17 protein-coding genes are annotated in these 19,193 nt (G+C 64.4%); 11 read left to right on the forward strand and 6 right to left on the reverse strand.

Features of this window, described 5'->3' with window-relative positions; all coding sequences use genetic code 11:
• Positions 1-32: 32 nt before the first annotated feature.
• The 6 genes from QTL98_RS06305 to QTL98_RS06330 are packed head-to-tail and all read right to left on the reverse strand — an operon-like array spanning position 33 to position 6,269.
• Positions 33-1,397 (reverse strand): amidase, encoded by a 1,365-nt coding sequence (locus QTL98_RS06305; RefSeq protein ID WP_445681372.1) that lies wholly within the window; start codon positions 1,395-1,397, stop codon positions 33-35.
• Positions 1,394-2,779, reverse strand: a complete 1,386-nt coding sequence (locus QTL98_RS06310; RefSeq protein ID WP_445681373.1) for a dipeptidase — start codon at positions 2,777-2,779, stop codon at positions 1,394-1,396. The genes QTL98_RS06305 and QTL98_RS06310 overlap by 4 nt, the downstream gene beginning before the upstream one ends.
• A complete protein-coding gene (locus QTL98_RS06315; RefSeq protein WP_445681374.1) occupies positions 2,776-3,540 on the reverse strand; it encodes an SDR family NAD(P)-dependent oxidoreductase in 765 nt (254 codons plus the stop codon). Before QTL98_RS06315 ends, QTL98_RS06310 begins: the two co-directional genes overlap by 4 nt.
• A 16-nt stretch (positions 3,541-3,556) precedes the next feature.
• Positions 3,557-4,591, reverse strand: coding sequence for a ketopantoate reductase family protein (locus QTL98_RS06320; RefSeq protein ID WP_510637535.1), 1,035 nt, complete (start codon positions 4,589-4,591; stop codon positions 3,557-3,559).
• Positions 4,582-5,283, reverse strand: coding sequence for a creatininase family protein (locus QTL98_RS06325; protein WP_445681376.1), 702 nt, complete (start codon positions 5,281-5,283; stop codon positions 4,582-4,584). The genes QTL98_RS06320 and QTL98_RS06325 overlap by 10 nt, the downstream gene beginning before the upstream one ends.
• A complete protein-coding gene (locus QTL98_RS06330; RefSeq protein ID WP_445681377.1) occupies positions 5,280-6,269 on the reverse strand; it encodes a GntR family transcriptional regulator in 990 nt (329 codons plus the stop codon). Before QTL98_RS06330 ends, QTL98_RS06325 begins: the two co-directional genes overlap by 4 nt.
• Before the next feature lie 247 nt (positions 6,270-6,516).
• On the opposite strand from QTL98_RS06330, the gene QTL98_RS06335 reads away from it, so the two are divergent.
• From QTL98_RS06335 to QTL98_RS06385, 11 genes are all read left to right on the forward strand, one after another.
• On the forward strand, positions 6,517-8,106 hold the full coding sequence (locus tag QTL98_RS06335) for an ABC transporter substrate-binding protein (RefSeq protein WP_510637536.1): 1,590 nt from the start codon (positions 6,517-6,519) through the stop codon (positions 8,104-8,106).
• Between the two features lie 98 nt (positions 8,107-8,204).
• Positions 8,205-9,143, forward strand: coding sequence for an ABC transporter permease (locus tag QTL98_RS06340; RefSeq protein WP_445681379.1), 939 nt, complete (start codon positions 8,205-8,207; stop codon positions 9,141-9,143).
• Complete coding sequence (locus QTL98_RS06345) at positions 9,140-9,994, forward strand: ABC transporter permease (RefSeq protein ID WP_445681380.1); 855 nt, start codon at positions 9,140-9,142, stop codon at positions 9,992-9,994. The genes QTL98_RS06340 and QTL98_RS06345 overlap by 4 nt, the downstream gene beginning before the upstream one ends.
• Positions 9,991-11,013, forward strand: a complete 1,023-nt coding sequence (locus QTL98_RS06350; protein WP_445681381.1) for an ABC transporter ATP-binding protein — start codon at positions 9,991-9,993, stop codon at positions 11,011-11,013. Before QTL98_RS06345 ends, QTL98_RS06350 begins: the two co-directional genes overlap by 4 nt.
• Positions 11,006-12,028, forward strand: a complete 1,023-nt coding sequence (locus QTL98_RS06355) for an ABC transporter ATP-binding protein (protein ID WP_445681382.1) — start codon at positions 11,006-11,008, stop codon at positions 12,026-12,028. Before QTL98_RS06350 ends, QTL98_RS06355 begins: the two co-directional genes overlap by 8 nt.
• Positions 12,029-12,076: 48 nt before the next feature.
• Positions 12,077-13,597 (forward strand): carboxypeptidase M32, encoded by a 1,521-nt coding sequence (locus QTL98_RS06360; protein ID WP_445681383.1) that lies wholly within the window; start codon positions 12,077-12,079, stop codon positions 13,595-13,597.
• Between the two features lie 106 nt (positions 13,598-13,703).
• Positions 13,704-14,402 (forward strand): HAD family hydrolase, encoded by a 699-nt coding sequence (locus tag QTL98_RS06365; RefSeq protein WP_445681384.1) that lies wholly within the window; start codon positions 13,704-13,706, stop codon positions 14,400-14,402.
• A gap of 119 nt (positions 14,403-14,521) precedes the next feature.
• Positions 14,522-15,490 (forward strand): sugar-binding transcriptional regulator, encoded by a 969-nt coding sequence (locus QTL98_RS06370; protein ID WP_445681385.1) that lies wholly within the window; start codon positions 14,522-14,524, stop codon positions 15,488-15,490.
• A gap of 462 nt (positions 15,491-15,952) precedes the next feature.
• Positions 15,953-17,272 carry an ABC transporter substrate-binding protein gene (locus QTL98_RS06375; RefSeq protein ID WP_445681386.1) on the forward strand — a complete coding sequence of 440 codons (1,320 nt, stop codon included), beginning with the start codon at positions 15,953-15,955 and terminating at the stop codon, positions 17,270-17,272.
• A 201-nt stretch (positions 17,273-17,473) separates the two neighbouring features.
• Positions 17,474-18,346, forward strand: a complete 873-nt coding sequence (locus QTL98_RS06380; protein WP_445681387.1) for a carbohydrate ABC transporter permease — start codon at positions 17,474-17,476, stop codon at positions 18,344-18,346.
• 2 nt (positions 18,347-18,348) lie between these two features.
• The gene (locus tag QTL98_RS06385) at positions 18,349-19,176 is read left to right on the forward strand and encodes a carbohydrate ABC transporter permease (RefSeq protein WP_445681388.1); all 828 of its coding nucleotides are present in this window, start codon (positions 18,349-18,351) and stop codon (positions 19,174-19,176) included.
• The last annotated feature ends 17 nt before the right edge of the window (positions 19,177-19,193 follow it).

Below are 19,193 nucleotides of genomic sequence, written 5' to 3' on the forward strand. Positions count from 1 at the left end.
TGGAAAGGACGAAAAAGAAGGGGAAAGAAAACTCAGCCGGCAAAGGCAGGTCTGGGCGGTTTCGGCAGGGCGGCTTCCAGCGCGGCGGCAATCGCCAGCAGCCGGCCATCCTGCCCCAGCGGCCCCGTCAGTTGCAGCCCGACAGGCAGGTGCCCGTCAAGCCCCGCCGGCAGGCTGAGGCTCGGATGGCCGGTCATGTTGGCAAATCCGCTGGCGAGGATTTCGCCTTCCGCGCCCTCGGCCAGTTCCGGGTCTTCCACCGGCGCGGCAAAAGGCACACTCGGGCTCAGCAGCACATCCACCCCGGCAAAGGCGGCTTCCACCTCGGCGCGCAATGCCTGCCGGTGGCGCCCGGCGCGCACATAATCAAGCCCGCTTGCCCGCTGCCCTTCCTCGATCCGCCGCCTTGTGCCCGGGGCATAACCGGCAGGGTTTTCGGAGTAGAGCCCCTCATGGATCAGCGCGGCTTCCGGCAGCAGCAGATGGATGAGCGCCCGGTTGATGCCTTCAAGGGCCGGCAGGTCCAGCGGCACCAGCCTTGCGCCTTTTGCCTCCAGCGCGGCGAGCGCCGCCGTCATCGCGGCCGCGACGCCGGGCGTGTTCTCGGGGCTCTTCATATGCCGGGTAAGAATGCCAAGCCGCAGCCCGTCCAGCGCCACAGGAGCCGGGGCGGCAAGGGTGGGGTCGCCGGCAAGGCAGGCAAGGGCAAGGCGGGCATCTTCGATGCTGCGGGCCAGTGGCCCGGCATGGTCGAGTGACCAGGAGAGCGGAAACACGCCGTCCAGCGGCACCAGCCCGTAACTCGGCTTCAGGCCGACGATGCCGCAATAGGAAGCGGGGATGCGGATGGAGCCGCCGGTATCGGTGCCAATCGCCAGCGGCACGATGCTGGCGGCAACCGCTGCCGCCGATCCACCGCTGGAGCCGCCGGAGGTGCGGCCCGGATCATGCGGATTGTTGGTCTGGCCGATCTCGGGGTGGGCGATGCCATAGGCATATTCCAGCAGGTTGGTCTTGCCGAGGAGGATGGCGCCGGCCGCGCGGAGGCGGCGCACCAGCTCGGCGTCCGTAGCCTGAATTTCCGGCGCCCGCACCTTGCTGCCATAACCGGTCGGTGTGCCGGCAACCGCAATCAGGTCCTTGATGGCAACCGGGATGCCGTGCAGCGGCCCCAGATCCGTGCCGGCCGCGAGTTCCGCCGTGCGGGCGGCGGCGTCAGCCAGCGCCGCTTCCCGCATCGGGTCGGCAAAGGCGTTGAGTCTTGGTTCCAGTCGCGCCAGTCGGGTGAGGGCGGCTTCCACCACCGCCAGGGGCGTCAGCTTGCCGCTCCGGTAGAGCCGGCCAAGCTCGGCCACGCCGGCAAAGGCGATAGCCTCGTCTGGCCGGCCCGCGCTCATGCCGGTTTGCCTGCCGCGGCCAGTCGTTCCAGCAGGCGCGCCCACGCCACCTGGCCCATGCGGAAGTTGGCAAGCCGCATGAACTCGTTGGGGGCGTGATAATCCTCGTCGGAGGTCGAGAAGGAAAAATAAACCATGCCGACGCCGAGATGTTTTTTGAACACGGCGCCAATCGGCACCGTCGCGCCCATGGCAACGCGCAGCGGGTGCGCGCCCATCAGTTCGCCCAGCACACCTTCGGCAATGCCGAGCGCCGGCAGGGTCGGGTCCAGCGCAAAGGCCTCGCTGCCCGGCCCGTGGCTGTGCACCTCCAGCCGGTAACCCGGTGGTGTCACCGCTTTCAAATGCTGCTCGATGGCCTCCACCACCTTCGCCGGCTTCTGCCCGGCCACGAGGCGGCAAGTGATCTTGGCGCCGGCTTCGGCGGGGATCACCGTCTTGGTGCCGGGGCCGCCATAACCGCCGGTGATGCCGTTGAATTCCAGCGTCGGGCGCAGCCATTGCCGTTCCAGCAATTCCTCACCGGAAATCGGGTTTTCCGGCACCGGCGCGCCGATGCTTTTAAGGTAATCCGCCGTCTTCATGCCGGCGGCGCGGATGCCCTCCAGCACCGCCGGGTCGGGCGGGGTAATGCCGTCGGCAAAACCCGGCACGGTCACAGTGCCGTCGGCGTCATGCAGGCTTGCCAGCATCGCCACCAGCGCGCGCAGCGGGTTGGGGGCGCTGCCGCCATGGCGGCCGGAATGCAGGTCCTTGCCGGCGCCGTGCAGCACCACATCCAGTGCCACAAGGCCGCGGCTTGCCACGGTCATGGAGGGCAGGTCCGCCCGCCACATGGCGCCATCGGCGGAGAGCACATAGTCACAAGCCAGACGCTCGGCGAGGCGGGCCACCGTCGGCTCAAAATGCGGGCTGCCGGATTCTTCCTCGCCCTCGATGATGAATTTGAGGTTCATCGGCAGGCCGCCGGTCACCTTGGCAAAGGCCTCGGCCACCAGAATGGGGATCAGCAGCGGCCCCTTGTCGTCGGAAACGCCGCGGGCATAAAGCCGGTCGTCCCGCACAGCGGGCTCGAAGGGCGGCGTCACCCATTTTTCCAGCGGATCGGGTGGCTGCACATCGTAATGGCCATAGATGAGCGCCGTCGGCGCGCCCGGCACAGTGCACCACTCGGCAACCACGGCCGGATGCCCGCCCGTCTCCACGATCTCGACGATAGGGAAACCCGCCTGCGTCAGCCGCGCTTTCAGGAAGGCGGCTGCTTTCAGAATGCCGGCCTTGAAAGCCGGGTCGGTGCTGACGCTGGCGATGCGGCAATAGTCCTTCAGCTCACCCAGCGCGCTTTCCTGCCGGGCGGCGAGATAGTCTTCAACAGCACTCATTTGCCACCATCCACACTCAGCACCTGGCCGGAAATCCAGCCGGCCTGCTCGCTGGCAAAAAACAGCACCGCATGGGCGATATCGTCCGGCGTGCCGAGTTTCTTGAGCGCGATGTTATTGAGGAGGCGCTGCTGGCCTTCTTCCCCCATCGCGTCCCACTGGCGCTCGGTGGTGGGGTTGGAGCGCACGAAACCGGGCGCGACATTGTTGACGGTAATGCCAAACGGCCCCAGCTCATGGGCAAGCTGGCGGGTGAGGCCAATCTGCCCCGCCTTGGCGCTGGCATAGGCCTGGATGCCGGTCAGGCTGATGCCAAGCCCGGCGCCGCTGGAGATGTTGATGACGCGGCCAAAACCCGCCGCCTTCATGCCCGGCGCTGCCGCCTGCGTCATATAAAAGGCGCCGCTCAGATTGACATCGAAGATGGTCTGCCAGTCAGTGGCGCTGATCTCCTCGATCGGCCGGCCGACCTGCCCGCGCACGCCGCCGGCATTGTTGACGAGGATCTCGATGCCCTTGCCGCCATTGCCGGCCGCAATCTCGCCGGCAAGCGCCTGTGCGGCCTCGCGGTTGGAAACATCAAGGCGCCGTGTCTTGACCGTCGCGCCGCCAAGGCGGGCAGTTTCGGCAAGGCCTTCCTCATTCACGTCGCCGGCATAAACCGTGGCGCCGCGGCTGGCGAAGGCAAGGGCGATGGCGCGGCCGAAGCCGTGGGCAGCGCCGGTCACCAGAACGGTGCGCCCTTCAAAGCCGATAAGCATGAGGTGGTCTCTCCTGTCAGGCCGGCATTTCTGCGGCCAGCACATCGAGGTTCTCGGGCACCAGCTGGCGGCGGCCTTCCTCGATATCGTGGATCAGTTCAATCAGCCGGGCGGTCAGCGGGGTCGGCACACCAACGCGTTTACCGGTCTCCACAATCGGGCCCAGCTGGGCATCCACCTCGGTGCGGCGCTTGCGGATGGCAAGGTCGCGCCAGATGCCGGAGTGGGTCTTCGTCGAGCGGCGGTTATGCGCCACCATATCGTCAAAGGATTTGGTGGTGGCTTGCGGCGCGGCATCCGGGGCAAAGGCCATCGGGTCAAAGCCGTCAAAGGCTTCCGGCTTTACGCCCTCGGCCCGGGTAACGGCGCCCACTTCCAGCGCCAGCGCCGTCAGCACCGGGCGGAAGCGCTTGTCATCCAGCACATCGGCAATGCTGTCGTCCGTCACGGCGGTGGCAAACAAGAGGGCGCCATAAACCAGCTTGCCCCACAGGAAGCCCCAGATGTTCTGCGTCAGTACCGCCTTTTCCGGCTCGAACCCCTTGTAGAGCGCATAGATGTCCTGGACGCGCGGCGTGAGGCTGCCGTCAATCTCGCCGATCACCGTCGCGCCATGGCCGCTGTAATGCACCACGCCCGGCTCCAGATAATCGGCGCCGAAATTGACGAAGCAGCCCATGGTGCGCCGGGCGCCCACCACGCGGGCGATGACCTGCTCGTTAAGCCCGTTCTGGGCGGAGACGACAAAGCCGTTTTCCGCCACATGCGGCGCCATCTGTTTGATCGCGCCTTCGGTGTGCAGCGCCTTTACCGCCAGGAAACAGCGCTCGAAGGTGCCTTCCAGCTCTTCCGGCAGAAAGGCCGGGGCATGCACGACATCTTCAAAAATAGGGCCGGCGATGCGCAGGCCTTGCTGGCGGATCGCCGCCACATGCTCCGGCACATTATCGACGAAGACCACCTTTTCACCGGCGCGGATAAAGGCGGCCCCCAGCGTGCCGCCAATCGCGCCCGCGCCCCAGATCAGGATAGGAGAGCCGCTCACGACCACGGGCCCTCCATCAGCTCGCGTGTCTCGGCGACGGCAACATCCCAGATCGCCTGCATCTCTTCATCCGGCCGCTCGTAATAGCCGCCGAAATTGCCGTCCCCCAGCAGCTTGCGTACTGCCTTCGGGTCCATCACCCGCATGCGGGCAAAATCGACCATCGGCTTCTGCTGCGTCGGCTGCACGACACCGGCAAGCCGCGTCCAGGGGAAGTTCTCCATCCAGGAGGCGTGGGAGGCGACGGGGTCGATCTCCTGCACCTTGGCGAAGGTTTTGGGTGCGTTCCACCAGTTGTGGAATTTCACCGCCACGCCGGGATTGTCTGCCATCCACTCGATGGCAAGGCTGCCGGCCGGCTGGTTGCCGCCATGGCCGTTGACCAGCAGGATACGGCGAAAACCCTGTGCCTTCAGGCTGTCGAGGATATCGCGCACCAGCCGTACATAGGTCTCGACCCGCAGGCTGATGGAGCCGGGATAATCGAGGAAATAGGGCGTCACGCCATAAGGAATGGCCGGGAAAACCGGGATGCCCAGCGGCTCGGCCGCTTCCAGCGCCACCCGCTCGGACAGGATGCTGTCGACGGAAAGCGACAGGAAAGCGTGCTGCTCTGTGCTGCCCAGCGGCACCACGGCGCGGTCATCGGTCTTCAGGTAATCGTCGAGCTGCTGCCAGTTGGTCGCTTCGACCTTCATGATGCTTCCTGTTCCTCGGGGCTGAAATCCGCACCAAGCGAGCGGATGATGGGCAGGACGACCCGTTCGATATCGGCAGGGTCGGGGGAGTGGCGGTATTCGATGGCCGGCGTTTCCGGCCCGATCTGCGGCAGTACACCTTCGGCGCCGGTGGCGTAGATGATGACATCGGCTTCCTCGAGCACGCCGGTCATCTCCGGCGTGTCCAGCGTGGCGGCGACGATATCGGCCACATGCGGGGCAAAGCGCATCACACCCGCCTTCATGATCGGCAGGAAGTTGGGGAAGCGCGAGATGACGCCGACGGTCAGGCGCGAATCCAGCGAGGCAAGCGCCCGCCTTGTTTCCTCTGACGGGATGAAGGCGATGGAGACGACGCGCGTATTGGGCAGCAGGCTCACCACCTCGCGCTGGAGATAGGCGAAGGTAATGGCAAGGTCGGCTGAGCCGGCGCGGGCCTTCAGCTCGCTGTCGCGCTGGATGGCATCCAGCGTCATCGGCGCGACGGTGGCATTGCCGCCGATGCGCGCGGCGATATAGCGGGCGTAACTTGCCGTCGCGCCGGCAAACAGGCCCACCATCACCACCGCGATGCTGCGGCCAAGGCTGGTGCGATAAAAAAGGCGGGCGTTGACGAGAGCCGACAGCTCGCTCGAGCCGAGCCCCATCGCAAGGCCTTCATCGATCAGCGCATCGATGTGCTGGCGCAGCAGGGCTGCTTCCGGCCGGGCGATCATGCTGGCCTGCGTATTGGCGGTCACGAAGGTGCCGGAGCCGGGGCGGGTGTCGATCAGCCCTGCGCTTTTCAGCTCGCGATAGACCTGGCTGACCGTCATCGGTGCCACGCCGATCATGTCGGCCAGCTCGCGCACGCTGGGCAGCGGCTCGCCCGGTTGCAGCTCGCCACCGGCAATACCGTATTCGATCAGCCCCTTCAGCTGGAGGCGGATCGGAATCGGCAGGTCTCTGTCGATATGGAACTTCATGGCCGGGCAGTTTCCTCAACTGTTATCATCAGCTATCACGCTTGTTCGGTTTTCGACAAGCGCCATGATTGCGCCTTTCAGAGCCGTATCCGCCTGATGCGACGGTTGGCGGCGGCTTTATTCGTTGAATGGTTGTGCCGCCCGTGCACGGGGTGACGAAAGGCGCGTTGACTCATCTTCGGGGTCATGCCTATCGTCCTACAGATATATAACAGTAGGTGGCTTTACGAACTGAGGGGTAGAACAGATGAAGATGATGTTGAGGTCCGCTCTTGCCGCGGCGCTGCTGATTGGGGTCAGCTCTGCCGCGACCAGCGCCGCAATGGCTGTCGAGCGGGGTGGTACGCTTACCTATGGCCGTTATGCCGATAGTCTTTTCCTTGATCCGGTGCTGAACGACGCCAATGTCGATATCTGGATCCTCTCCAATCTCTACGACACGCTGCTGCAGCCGACCGATGACGGCAAGGGCATCCAGCCGGGCCTCGCGACCGAATGGAAGATGTCGGATGACGGCCTTACTCTAACGCTGACGCTGCGCGACGGCATCGAGTTCTCCGACGGCTCGCCGATCACGGCCGAGGATGTCGCCTGGTCGCTGAAGCGCGCCGCCAATCCCGATAATGGTGTCTGGAATTTCCTGCTCACCTCCATCAAGGATGTGAAGCCGGAAGGCGACAAGACCGTCGTCATCTCGCTTGCCCATACTGATCCGGCCATCCTGTCGGCACTGACGGTGTTTAACTCCGCTATCCTGCCGGAAAAGGCCTTCGAGGCTTCCAAGGGCGAGACGGACAAGGACAAGGCGCAGGCTTTTGCCGAGCACCCGATTACCTCCGGCCCGTTCATGCTCGCCTCGTGGGAACGCGGATCCAGCATGAAGCTGGTCGCCAACCCGCACTACTGGGACAAGGGTGAGGACGGCAAGCCGCTGCCCTATCTCGACGGCATCGATTTTGAAGTTCTTCCTGATGATGCCACACGTATCCTGCGCCTGCAGTCGGGCGAGATTCAGGGCGCCGAGTTCATTCCCTACGCCCGTGTGGACGAGCTCAAGAATGCCGACGGCATCAAGATGGAGCTCTTCCCCTCCACTCGCGTGCAGTATGTAACCGTCAATGTGCGTTCGGAACTGGACGGCAAGAAGAACCCGCTGGCCAGCGGGGAAGTGCGTCAGGCGCTCAACTACGCCACCAACAAGCAGGCGATCATCCAGATCGTGACCCACGGTGTGGGCACGCCGATGACCTCCTTCATGTCCACGGCAACCCCGCTGCACGCCGGCGACAAGCCGCTTTATCCCTATGACCTCGCCAAGGCCAAGGAGTTGATCAAGAAGGCCGGTTATGCCGATGGCTTCTCCACCAGCGTGCTGGTGCTGGCCGGCAACCAGGATCAGATCGGTATAGGCACGGCGCTGCAGCAGATGTGGGGGCAGATCGGCGTCAAGCTGGAGCTTCAGCAGGTCGATAACGCCACCCTCACCGACCAGTACCGCAAGGGTACCTTCGCCATGCGGATGGCCGCGTGGACGGATGACATCGCCGATCCGAATGAGATCACGTCCTACTTCGCTTATTCACCCACCATCGGTGCATTGCACTCCGGCTGGAAGAATGACGAGGTAGACAAGCTTTTTGAGGCTTCCCAGCAGGAACTGGATCCCGCCAAGCGGGCCGATGAATACAAGAAGATCCAGGAAGTCTTTAACACGACCGGTCCGATTGTTCCGCTCTATGAGACGCCCTATCCGGTCGCTCTCAGCAAGAAGGTGCACGGTTTCCTGCAGATTCCGCTGGGCAACAACATCTTCTCCAAGACTTGGCTCGACAAGTAACGGCCTGATCTGACCTCATTGCCGGTGGCGGGCAGGCTTCTGCCGTACCCGCCGCCGGCTTTATGGTTTCAACCCTTTCAGTGACCGGATCCGGGTTATTGCCTCTCCTAAGCTTTATCTCCCGGCGTCTCCTGCAGCTCATCCCCACGCTGGCCTTTATCCTCGTGGTGGTGTTTGTGCTGGTGCGCCTGCTGCCGGGTGATCCCGCCAGCGCCATTCTGGGCGACCGCGCCAAGGATGCCGATGTTGTCCGCATCAATGCCGAGCTCGGGCTCGACAAGCCGGTGCCGGTGCAATTCCTCTATTTCGTGCGCAACGTCTTTACCGGCGATCTTGGCAATTCCATCCACCTGAAGCTTTCGGTGGTGGAACTGCTGGCCCAGCGTCTGCCGGTCACGCTGATGCTCACCGGTCTGGCCGCGCTCTTTGCCGTGCTGCTGGCCGTGCCGCTCGCCTTTCTCGCCGCGCTCCGGCAGGGGCAGGCGAGTGACGGGCTTATTCGCGGCACCTTCCAGATCGGCCTTTCCATGCCGGTCTTCTATGTCGGCCTCGTGCTGCTGACGCTGTTTGGCGCGCAGCTGCGCTGGTTTCCGACCGGCGGTTATGGTGACGGTTTTCTTGATCATCTCTATCACCTGCTCCTGCCGGCCATGACACTGGCGCTCAGCCTTGCCGCGGTGCTGATGCGCAACCTGCGCGCCGCCATCATCGGCGTGGTGCATGCCGAGTATGTGGATTTTGCCCGCTCCAAGGGCCTTGCCGCGCGCCTCATCCTGATGCGCCATGTGCTGCGCAACGCGCTCATCTCTACCGTTACGCTGTTCGGCCTCTCCGTCGGCACGCTTTTGGGCGGTGCCGTCATCACCGAAACGGTGTTTGCCATTCCCGGCGCCGGGCGGCTGATGATCGACAGCATCTACGGGCGTGACTATCCGGTGGTGCAGGGTCTCACCCTTGCCCTTGCCGTCATCGTCTCGTTCGTCTTTCTTTTGACCGATATCGTCCAGGCCTGGCTGGACCCGAGGGTTGCGCGATGACGCTGGCGCTTCCACCTTCTGCCCGCCGCCGGGCCTTCCGCCTGCCGCGCAAGCTGCCGGCCCCGCTTCTGGGCGGCGGCTTCATTCTGCTCTGCGGGCTTATCCTCGCGGTCTTTCCGTCGCTCTTCGCGCCCTATGATCCGCTGGCTTTCGACTATAACGCCCTGATGGCGCCGCCCAGCTGGGCGCACCCGTTCGGCACCGATAATTTCGGGCGCGACGTGCTCTCTCGCGTCATCCACGCCACCACCATCGATTTGCAGATGGCGGTCTTCGCCACCATCGGCCCCTTTGTGTTCGGCACCGCTATCGGCGCCGTCGTCGGCTATGTCGGCGGCACGACGGAGGCGATTTTCGGCCGTATCGTCGATGCCGTGATCACCTTCCCCTTCCTTGTGCTGGTCATTGCCATCGTTGCGGTGCTGGGGCCGGGGCTTGGCAACATGTATATCGCCGTCGGCGTGGTGGACTGGGTGTTCTATGCCCGCCTCATCGCCGCAGAGGTGAAGGTGCAGAAGCGGCTCGATTATGCCGATGCCGGCCGCGCCATGGGCTACAGCCCGGCGCGCATCATCTTCCGCCACCTGCTGCCCAACGCCATCACCCCGGCCATGGTCTATCTGATGACGGATATGGCGCTCGCCATCCTGCTCGGCTCCAGCCTCGGTTATCTCGGCCTCGGTGCCCAGCCGCCGGCGGCCGAATGGGGTGTGCAGATCGCCGATGGCAAGAACTTCATGGCGACCGCCTGGTGGATGTCGGTTTTCCCCGGCATTGCCATCGTCATCGCCGGCCTCGGCTTCAGCCTGCTGGGCGACGGCCTTGCCGAACTCATGAGGACCAAGCGATGAGCGCCGCCGAACAGATGGTCGCCGCAGCGCCGGCCCTTAGCGTACGCGGTCTTTCCACGACCTTTGCCGCCGCCAACGGGCGGCGCCTGACGGCTGTCGACAATATCAGCTTCGATGTTATGCCCGGCGAGGTGCTGGGGCTGGTGGGAGAGTCCGGGTCAGGCAAGAGCATCACGCTGCGCTCGATCATGCGGCTCATCCATGCGCCCGGTGAGGTCACCGGCCATGTCGGCTGGCAGGGTCGCGACCTGATGGCGCTGTCCGAGCGCGAGATGCGCAAGGTGCGGGGCGGGGAGATCGCCATGATCTTCCAGGAGCCGATGACGGCCCTCAATCCGGTGCTGCCGGTGGCCGTGCAGATCGAGGAAAACCTGCGCGCCCACACCAGCCTCGATGCCGCCGGCCGCCGCAAGCGCGCGATTGAACTCCTGGACCTCGTCGGCATACCGGCGGCCGCGAGCCGCCTGGGCGACTATCCGCACCAGTTCTCTGGCGGCATGCGCCAGCGCGTGATGATCGCCATCGGCCTTGCCAGCAACCCGCGCCTCCTGCTGGCGGACGAACCGACGACCGCGCTCGATGTCACCATCCAGGACCAGATCCTGAAGCTTATCCTTGAGCTTCGGGACGAGCTGGCGATGAGCGTGGTGCTCGTGACCCACGATCTGGGTGTGGTTGCCGCCACCTGCGACCGGCTGGCCGTTATGTATGCTGGCCGCATCGTCGAGACCGGGCCGGTGGGGGAAGTGTTCTACCAGCCCCATCACCCCTATACCCGCGGCCTGCTCGGCTCCGTGCCGCGCTCGGGGGCGGAGCGCACCATGCTGCTTTCCATCGAGGGGACTCCGCCCGGCCTTGCTGCCATTCCGCCCGGCTGCGCCTTCGCGCCGCGCTGCGGTTTTGCCGATGCCGGCTGTACGGCAGCCCGTCCGCCGCTGGAGGATTTTTCTGCCGGCCACGCGGTTGCCTGTTTCCATCACCAGACCGTCGGCCAGCAGGAGGCCGTGCTCCATGGCTGAACCGCTGTCCAACGCCGGCCCGCTCCTGTCGGTTGAGGAGGTGCACAAGCGCTTTGCCCTGCCGCATGGGCTAATGCGCCGCCTTGCCGGCAAACCGCCACAGGCGGTCAACGCGCTGAACGGCGTCAATCTGCAGATCAGGCGCGGCGAGACGGTCGGCATCGTCGGCGAGTCCGGCTGCGGCAAGTCCACGCTGGCGCGCTGCCTGGTGCGCCTGCTGGAGCCTGACAATGGCCGGGTGCGCTTTGAAGGGCAGGATGTGGGCGAGCTGAAAGGGGCTGCCCGCCGCGCCTTCAACCGCCGCGTCCAGATGATTTTCCAGGATCCGTACAGCTCGCTCAATCCGCGCATGACCGTACGGCAAATCCTCTCCGAGGCGCTTTCCGTACACCGCATGCGCCCGGCCGCGCAGATTCCGGAGCGTATTGCCGAGCTGCTGGAGCTGGTGCGCCTGCCGCAGGATGCGGCGGACCGTTATCCGCATGAATTCTCCGGCGGTCAGCGCCAGCGCATCGGCATCGCCCGCGCCCTTGCTGTCGAGCCGGACGTGCTGGTGGCGGACGAGCTGGTCTCGGCGCTCGATGTTTCCGTGCAGGCGCAGGTGGTGAACCTGCTGCTGCAATTGCAGGAAAAGCTCAGCCTTACCGTCGTCTTCGTCGCGCATGATCTGCGCCTCGTGCGCCACATCGCGCACCGGGTGGCCGTCATGTATCTGGGCAAGATCATCGAGATCGGGCCGACTGACCGGCTCTTCTCGCAGCCGCGCCATCCCTATACCCGCGCCCTGCTGGATGCCGCCCCGGAGCTGGATCCCGCGCGCCGGGGCGGGCAGGCCGCCACCCGCGGTGAACTGCCAAGTCCGGTCAATCTGCCGGCAGGCTGCCTCTTTTCCACCCGCTGCCCGCATGCCTTCGAGCGCTGCTTCAAGGAGCGGCCGCTGCTGTCCCCGCGCGGGCCGGAACATCGTGCCTCCTGCCATCTGGAGCATTTCGGCCTGCCGGAAGCCGCGGCCTGAACGGCTGCTGCCCATCGTTCGGACAAAATAAAAACTGGAGATAAAAACGTGAGCTATGCCGCGTTCGAGAAGGAAGTCGCCCGGGTCAACGATCTCCTGTGTGTCGCCAATCTCCTGAGCTGGGACGCACGGGTGATGATGCCGCCGGAGAGCATTTCCGCCCGCGCTTCCCACCTCGCCACCGTGACCGAACTGGCGCGCGAGACGGCGGTGGGGGAAGGCATGCGCGGTGCCATCGCCGCTGCCCGCGCCGAGCTTGCTTCCGCCCCGGCCGGCGATATCCGCCGCCGCGCGGTGGAGGAGGCTGCCGGCGCCATCGCCACGCTGGACCGCATCCCCGCCCGTATCGTCAGCGAAGTGGCCGATCTCAAGATGCGCGCCAATCGCCTGTGGGGCGAAGCGCGGGCGAAGAATGATTTTGCCTCCTTCGCCCCGGCGCTGGAGCGCATGATGCAGTTGCAGCGCGAGACTGCGGAGGCTATCGGGTATGAAGGCCATCCCTATGACGCGCTGCTCGCCACCTATGAGCCCGGCGTTACCTGGGCCACGCTCCAGCGCCTGTTCGGGGAGCTGAAAGAGGCCCTGCTGCCGCTCGGCCAGCGCGCCCTGGCGGCAAGGCAGCCGCGCAGCGACTTCCTCTCCCGCGCTTTTCCCGTCGAGGCACAGAAGGCATTTTCAAAGCATATCGCCGCGAAGATGGGCTTTGATTTTTCGCGCGGGCGGCTGGATGACACGCTGCACCCGTTCGAGATTTCCTTCACCCGCGCCGATGTGCGCCTTACCAGCCGCTTCCGCGAAACCTGGATGCCCGGCGGCATGTTCGCCACCTGGCACGAGGCCGGGCACGGCATGTATGAGCAGAATGTGGCGCCCGCGCTCAGCCGCTCGGCCTTCACCACCGATTTCGTCAATCTCTATGCTGTCGGCGGCGCCAGCTTCGGCATGCATGAAAGCCAGTCCCGCCTGTGGGAAAACCGCGTCGGCCGCTCGCAGCGCTTCTGGGAGATTCACTTCCCCGAGCTTCAGGCCGAATTCCCCGACCAGCTGGGCGATGTTACCGCCGCCGAATTCTGGGCTGCCGTCAACCAGTGCCGCCCCGGCCTGATCCGCGTGGAAGCGGATGAGCTGACCTATGACCTGCATGTCATCATGCGCTGCGAGATCGAGGCGGCGCTGATGGACGGCTCGCTCAAGGTCAAGGATCTGCCGGCCATCTGGGCGGAGAAGATCAGGGCCTATCAGGGCATCGAGGTGCCGAGCGACGCTCAGGGCGTGCTGCAGGATGTGCACTGGTCGATGGGCATGGTCGGCTCCTTTCCCACCTATACGCTGGGCAACATCATGGGCTCGCAGCTCTTTGCCGTGGCGCGCGACGTGCCGTCGGTGGCTGCCGGGCTGGAGGGCGGCGACTATGCGCCGCTTGCCGGCTGGCTGGCGGAAAACATCCATTCTTATGGCCGTTCCTCCACCCCGGAGGAAACGCTGAAGCGCGTCACCGGCCGCAGCCTCGATACCGCGCCCTATATCGCGGACCTCACTGCCAAGGTGGACACGCTCACCGCGGCCTGATCCGGCTGCCGGTCTTGCATGCCGGCCCGTGGCGGCTAATGTGGCGGGGCCTCGCAGTCATGCGGGAGCCCCGTTTTCCTGCCCGCCAGCGCCGCCGAGGTCCCCCTTGTCCCTGCCCGATATCAGCCGTTTCGATGCCGTCATCTTCGATTGTGACGGCGTGCTGGTCGATAGTGAGGTGCTGAGCGCCAGTTCGCTGGCGGAGGAGCTGACGGTGCATGGCATGCCGATCACCACCGGTGAGGTGATCGAACGTTTCCTCGGCCGTGCTTTCCCCAGCGTGCGCAAGGCCTATGAGGAAGAAACCGGCCGCCCGCTGCCTGCCGGTTTTCAGGAGGAATGGTCGGCCGTGCTGCTGGGCCATTTCAAGGCCGGGCTGCTGCCCATGGCCGGCATCGTCGCCCTGCTGCGCGCGCTGCCGGTGCCCTATTGCGTTGCCTCCTCCAGTGCCGAGCCCCGCCTTCGCATGTCGCTGCATTTTGCCGGGCTGGAGGAATATTTCGGCGCCCATATCTACAACGCCGCCATGGTGCCGCGCGGCAAGCCGCATCCCGACCTGTTCCTGATGGCGGCTGAAAAGCTGGGCGCGGACCCGGCCCGCACGCTGGTGCTGGAAGACAGCATCAGCGGTGTCATTGCCGGCAAGGCGGGCGGCATGGAAGTCTGGGGCTTCATCGGCGGCAGTCACTACCGCGACGATCATGGCCCGCATGGCGACGGACGCGATGTGCTGACGGAAAATGGCGCCGACCGCATTTATACCTCCATGGCCGAGGTGCGCGAGGCGCTGCTGGGCGCGGCCTGAGGGCGCCCCCCACGTTAAGCGCTTTGGGCCGCGTGACGGTTTCGTGTAATCGTAATCGGGAACAGCGATCAGCCCGGCAAGGACCGGGCTGGCAGGAACAAGGGCAAGGGGCGATCAGCATGGCACTTCTATCGAGCAGCGAGCGATCGCGCCTGGACGATGCTGCCCGTGCCGGCTGGCTCTATTACGTTGCCGGCAACACCCAGGACGAGATTGCCCGCAAGCTCAATGTCTCCCGCCCCACTGCCCAGCGCCTCGTCTCTCTGGCGCTCAGCGAGCGGCTGATTTCCTTCCGCCTCGATCACCCCATCGCCGCCTGCATGGAGCTGGCGCGCACGCTGGGCGAAATCTACGGCCTGGCTTACTGCGACGTCGTGCCGTCGGACCCGGATACCCCCGATGCCGTCAATGGTGTGGGCAAGGCGGCCGCCGCCTTTCTGGAGCAGACGCTGCGCCTTGCCGATCCGCAGATCATCGCGCTCGGCACCGGGCGCACCCTGCGCGCGGCGGTGGATGAGGTGCTGCGCATCGAATGCCCGCATCACCAGCTCGTCTCGCTGGTGGGCAACATTTCGCCGAGCGGTGAGGCCGGTTTCTTCGATGTGCTGAACAAGCTCGCCGAGCTGACGCAGGCCCGCCATTACCCGATGCCGCTGCCCGTGGTCGCCTCGACGCCGGAGGAGCGCGAGCTCCTGATGAATCTCGATCCGGTGGTGCGCGTGCGCGCGCTGGCGGACAGGGCGGACCTGACCCTTTCCGGCATCGGCCAGGTCGATGTGCATGCCCAGATGTACCGCGACGGCTTCATCACGCGCGAAGACCGCGACGAGCTGATGGCCTGCGGCGCGGTCGGGGAAATTGCCGGCTGGGTCTTCGATGGCGAAGGCCGCCTGTTGGAGGCCAGCACCAACCTGCGCGTTACCTCCGTCCGCCCCGTGGTGCCGCCGCGCGGGCGCAGCGTCGGCGTGGCCGCTGGGCCGGGCAAGGTCGGCCCTGTCCATGCCGCCCTCAAGGGCAGGCTCGTTAACGGGCTCATCACCGACGAGCGTACGGCTGCCGCCCTCATTGCCCTGGCGAGCAAGGGCTGAGCAGCGGCCTGCCGCGCCGGCGAGCATACAATAACGCTCATCAGCTGATCATTTGTATCTAGATCGGGGCCGGGCAGGGGCTCCGAGCCGGCTATTTTTGCGGCGAAACATCCCTGAGTCTGCCCGGATTCCGCTCAACCGCATGCCCCGTTATTTATTGCGCATAGAAAAATAAATACCGGCTGCTGCGCTGCTTTTGCCTGTGCGCCGATAAAGGCGTATTGCCGGCAATCCATTAAAATAAAAGATAAAATCCGTCTTCCCGGAAGGCGTTGGCAAACGCTTTCAGTGCCCCCTGACAGGGTCGTTTTATGCCGCAGTGCGGAATCAAAAACGGTTGACAGCCATGCGTCACACGCATGAGCATCTGTTCACACCAAGAGCAAATACTCCGGCCTGTTTTCGACCCCACTCTTAGACAAGGCTCTTGGGCATAAGATTTTGTTGACCTGGGAGGACCCGATGAAAAAGACCCTCGGCACGCTTGCAGGCGTCGCCGCCATTGCCCTGTCTGCTCATGCCAGCGCTGAAACCACGCTCACCATCGCCACGGTGAACAATGGTGACATGATCCGCATGCAGAAGCTGACGGACGACTTCACCTCCAAGAACCCGGACATCAAGCTGAACTGGGTGACGCTGGAAGAGAACGTCCTGCGCCAGAAGGTCACGACGGACATCGCCACCAAGGGTGGCCAGTTCGACGTGCTGACCATCGGCACCTATGAGGTTCCGATCTGGGCGAAGAAGGGCTGGCTGGTTCCGCTCGACAAGCTCGAAGCTGACGCGACCTACGATGCCGGCGACATCATGCCGGCCATCCGCACCGCCGTTTCCTACGACAAGAAGCTCTATGCCGCCCCGTTCTACGGCGAGAGCTCGATGATCATGTACCGCACCGACCTGTTCAAGAAGGCCGGTCTCACCATGCCGGAGAAGCCCACCTGGGACTTCATCCGCGATGCGGCTGCCAAGATCACCGACAAGGCACATGAAACCTACGGCATCTGCCTTCGCGGCAAGGCCGGCTGGGGCGAGAACATCGCTCTCATCACCACCGTCGCCAACGCCTTCGGCGCCCGCTGGTTCAATGAAGAGTGGAAGCCCGAGTTCGACGGCCCCGAGTGGAAGAACGCCCTCAGCTTCTACGTTGACATGATGAAGAACTCCGGCCCGCCCGGTGCATCTGCCAACGGCTTCAACGAAAACCTCGCCCTGTTCAACGCCGGCAAGTGCGGCATGTGGATCGATGCCACCGTCGCCGCTTCCTTCGTGACCAACCCGAAGGACAGCAAGGTTGCCGCCGATGTGGGCTTTGCCCATGCACCGTGTGAAGTGACCTGCAAGGGCGCTAACTGGCTGTGGGCCTGGAACCTCGCCATCCCCGCCGGCTCCCAGAAGACCGAAGCCGCCGAGAAGTTCATCGGCTGGGCCACCAGCAAGGACTATCTGGCTCTCGTCGCTTCCAAGGAAGGCTGGGCCAACGTTCCGCCGGGCACCCGTACCTCGCTCTATGAGAATGCCGACTACCTGACGGCCGCTCCGTTCGCCCTGCCGACCCTCGACGCCATCAACAGCGCCGATCCGGTCGACAGCACGGCCAAGCCCAAGCCCTATGTCGGTGTCCAGTTTGCCGCTATCCCTGAATTCCAGGGCATCGGCACCACCGTTGGCCAGCAGTTCTCTGCCGCTCTGGCCGGCAGCTCCACTGTGGACCAGGCTCTCGAGCAGGCCCAGCAGAGCACCCTGCGTGAGATGACCAAGGCCGGTTACATCAAGTAATCCGCCGGTTTGATCTTCTCCCGTTCCTCCATATGACTTGCCCACCCGGCACCCTGCCGGGTGGGTTCTTTCCCGAGAGGCAGAAGGGCAGCATCGCTGCTGTTCTGCCCGCCGGGGCAAGGCAATAACAAAAGGTCCGGGGCCGGCTTGAGGCCGTGCTTTTCCGAAGTCCTTTCAAAATTCAAGGCAGGGGTAACCACCATGGCCACCCGGCAATCAACATTCCTGGGGCGCATTCTCGCCGCACCCTCCATCCTCGTGCTCTTCTTGTGGATGATCGTGCCGCTGGGGATGACCATCTGGTTCTCGCTGCTGCGCTATAACCTGCTCGATCCGGGCAATGAGAGCTTCATCGGTGCTCTCAACTACGAATATTTCCTCACCGATCCGGCCTTCTTCACCGCACTCGGCAATACGCTGTTGCTGGTGGGCTCGGTGCTGCTCATCACCATCGTCGGCGGCATCCTTGTCGCGCTCCTGATGGACCAGCCGATCTTCGGCCAGGGCGTCGTGCGCCTCTTCATCATCGCGCCCTTCTTCGTCATGCCGACGGTGAGCGCGCTGGTGTGGAAGAACCTTCTCATGCACCCGGTCTCGGGGCTTTTTGCCTGGATCGCGACATCGCTCGGCTTCCAGCCGGTGGACTGGTTCTCCAACGCGCCGCTCTTCTCCGTTATCCTCATCGTCGCCTGGCAGTGGCTGCCTTTTGCCGCCCTCATCCTGCTTACCGCCCTGCAATCGCTGGATGGCGAGCAGAAGGAAGCCGCGCAGATGGATGGCGTCGGTCCGTTCTCGTTCTTCTTCTATATCGTGCTGCCGCACCTTGCCCGCGCCATCACCGTCGTCATCCTCATCGAGACGATCTTCCTGCTGTCGGTCTTCGCGGAAATCTTCGTGACCACCGGCGGCGGCCCGGGCCTTGCCACCACCAACATCGCCTTCCTCGTCTATGCGCAGGCCCTGCTGCAATACGATGTCGGCGGCGCGTCGGCGGGTGGCATTGTCGCGGTTGTCCTCGCCAACATCGTCGCGGCCTTCATGGTCCGCCTCATCGGCAAGAATCTGGAGGCGTAATCATGGCCGTCTACAGCGTACGGCGCCAGGTCACCATGACGATCCTCGCCTGGATCGTCGGCCTCGCCATCTTCTTCCCCATCCTGTGGATGGTGCTCACCAGCTTCAAGACCGAGCTGGATGCCTTCTCCACCCCGCCGCAGTTCCTCTTCTTCCACTGGACGCTGGAGAACTATGCCGAGGTGCAGGAGCGCAGCCACTATTTCCACCACGCGCTCAACTCCATCATCCTGTCCTTCGGCTCCACGCTGGTGGCGCTGCTCTTCGCTATCCCCGCGGCCTGGGGCATGGCCTTCTCGCCCACCAAGCGTACCCGCTCGACGCTCTTGTGGATGCTCTCCACCAAGATGATGCCGCCGGTCGGCGTGCTGGTGCCGATCTACCTGATCTTCCGCGATCTCGGCATGCTGGACAGCCGCTTCGGCCTCATCATGGTGCTGTTCCTCGGCAACCTGCCGATCGTGGTGTGGATGCTCTACACCTACTTCAAGGAAATCCCGCGCGACATCCTTGAAGCCGCACGTATGGACGGTGCCACCATCGGCAAGGAAATCATCTACATCCTCGCGCCGATGGCCATTCCCGGCATCGCCTCCACCGTCCTGCTCAATGTCATCCTGGCCTGGAACGAGGCGTTCTGGACGCTCAACCTCACCACCTCCGAGGCCGCGCCGCTCACCACCTTCATCGCCTCCTACTCCAGCCCCGAAGGTCTCTTCTGGGCCAAGCTCTCCGCCGCTTCGACCCTCGCCATTGCCCCCATCATGGTGCTGGGCTGGTTCAGCCAGAAGCAGCTGGTGCGTGGCCTCACCTTCGGCGCCGTAAAATAAGATAAGGAAGCCCCCAA

The organism is Radicibacter daui, assembly GCA_030657355.1.
In the GTDB taxonomy this organism is placed as follows: Bacteria; Pseudomonadota; Alphaproteobacteria; order Radicibacterales; family Radicibacteraceae; genus Radicibacter; species Radicibacter daui.